Annotated in this window: 2 protein-coding genes; both read left to right on the forward strand. The window is 72.1% G+C overall.

Going from position 1 to position 2256, the window contains the following annotated elements:
- The coding region (locus tag AC2VNT_RS05605) for an NADH:flavin oxidoreductase (protein ID WP_486945912.1) at window positions 1-1150 on the forward strand (1150 nt) is incomplete at its 5' end.
- A 39-nt stretch (window positions 1151-1189) separates the two neighbouring features.
- Window positions 1190-2256, forward strand: a 1067-nt coding sequence (locus AC2VNT_RS05610) for an FHA domain-containing protein (protein ID WP_486945913.1), incomplete at its 3' end; no start/stop codon positions are given.

Genomic DNA, 2256 nt, shown 5'->3' on the forward strand with positions numbered 1-2256 from the left:
GCTCGGCCCGATCACCCTGCGCAACCGGGTGATCAAGGCGGCCACCTTCGAGGCCCGCACCCCCGATGCGCTGGTCACCGACGATCTGATCGACTACCACCGACTGCCGGCCGCCGGCGGGGTCGGGATGACCACCGTCGCCTACTGTGCGGTCTCCCCCGGCGGGCGCACCGCCGGCGGCCAGATCTGGATGCGCCCGGACGCCGTCGCCGGGCTGCGCCGGCTCACCGACGCCGTCCATGCCGAGGGGGCGGCGGTCAGCGCGCAGCTCGGCCACGCCGGCCCGGTCGCCGACGCCCGGTCCAACAACGCCCGAGCGCTGGCCCCGGTGCGGTTCTTCAACCCGATCGGGATGCGCTTCGCCAAGAAGGCCACCCGCGACGACATCGCGGACGTCATCGCGCAGCACGCCGACGCCGCCCGGCTGGCCGTCGACTCCGGGTTCGACGCGGTCGAGATCCACCTGGGGCACAACTATCTGGCCAGCTCGTTCCTGAGCCCACTGATCAACCGCCGGTCCGACGAGTTCGGCGGGTCGCTGGCGAACCGGGCCAAGCTGGCCCGCGGCATCGTGCAGGCGGTCCGCCGCGCGGTGAACGGCCAGATCGCGGTGACCGCGAAGCTGAACATGGCCGACGGGGTGCGCGGCGGCATCACCGTCGACGAGTCGCTGACCACCGCGAAATGGCTGCAGGACGACGGCGGGCTGGACGCGCTGGAGCTGACCGCGGGTAGCTCGCTGGTCAACCCGATGTACCTGTTCCGCGGCGACGCCCCGGTCACGGAGTTCGCCGCCGCCTTCAAACCGCCGCTGCGCTGGGGGATGCGGCTCACCGGACACAAATTCCTGCGCCAATACCGCTACCGGGACGGCTATCTGCTGCGGGACGCCCGGCTGTTCCGAGCCGAGCTGTCCATGCCGCTGATCCTGTTGGGCGGCATCACCAACCGGGTCACCATGGACACCGCGATGGCCGAGGGATTCGAGTTCGTCGCGATGGCCCGCGCGTTGCTGGCCGAACCCGATCTGGTGAACCGGATCGCCGCCGAGGCCGGGCACGTCTCGGTGTGCATCCACTGCAACCGCTGCATGCCGACCATCTACAGCCGCACCCGGTGTGTGGTGACCGGCGCGCCGGACAACCTCTGACCCTGCCGGCGGCGGCGACTCCCGATACAGTATGTGCCGATGAACCACCCCTCCGCGCCCGCGCTGACGGTTCGCTACGACGGATCCCAGCAGCGGACCTTCGCCGCCGGCCATGACGTCGTCGTCGGCCGTGACCTGCGCGCCGACGTCCGGATCGCGCACCCGCTGGTGTCCCGGGCGCACCTGTTGCTGCGCTTCGAGCGAGCCAGGTGGGTGGCGATCGACAACGGGTCGCTCAACGGGGTCTTCGTCAACGGCCAGCGGGTGCCGGCGGTGGACATCCGCGACGGCATCAGCGTCAACCTGGGCAATCCCGACGGGCCGCAGGTCTCCTTCGCGGTGGGCCACCATCAGGGACAGGTGGGCCGTCCGCCGCAGACCATGTCGATCCGGCTCGGGCAGTCCGACGGCTGGCATGGCGCGCCGGGGCAGCCGCCGCAGCCGGTCTATCCGGGTGCGGCGCCCGCCGGGGACCGCTCCCGCTCAGCGCCGTACCTGCGACCGCACCCGGGCGCCCCGGCCCCGTTCCCGCCGCCGCACCCCGGGGCCGCGCAGCCGGGGCTCCGGCCCGGCGGACCGCCACCCGCACCGGCCACCCGGCGGGCACCGGCGTCGGCCACCCCGCCGGATGACGGAAACCTGGCGACCCGGATGTTCGACATCCTGCGGCCCGGGGCATCCCAGCCCGCAGCGCCGTCCGGGGCGCTGACCATCGGCCGCGCCACCGACAACGACGTCGTTATCTCCGACGTGCTGGCATCCCGGCACCACGCGACGCTGATCCCCACCGCACAGGGCACCGAGATCCGCGACAACCGCAGCATCAACGGCACCTTCGTCAACGGGGTGCGGGTCGGCTCGGCGCTGCTCACCGACGGTGACGTGGTCACCATCGGCAACGTCGACCTGACGTTCACCGGCGGGCACCTGGTGCGGCGCACCGAGGCCGCGTCAAGGACTGGAGGGCTTGAAGTTCGGGACATCTGCTTCGACGTCGAGGGCGGCAAGCGGCTGCTCAACAACATCACGCTGACCGCCCGACCCGGCACGCTCACCGCGATCATCGGCGGCTCCGGAGCGGGCAAGACCACGCTGTCGCGGCTGAT

The sequence above is a fragment of the Mycobacterium sp. TH-M15 genome (assembly GCF_057473705.1).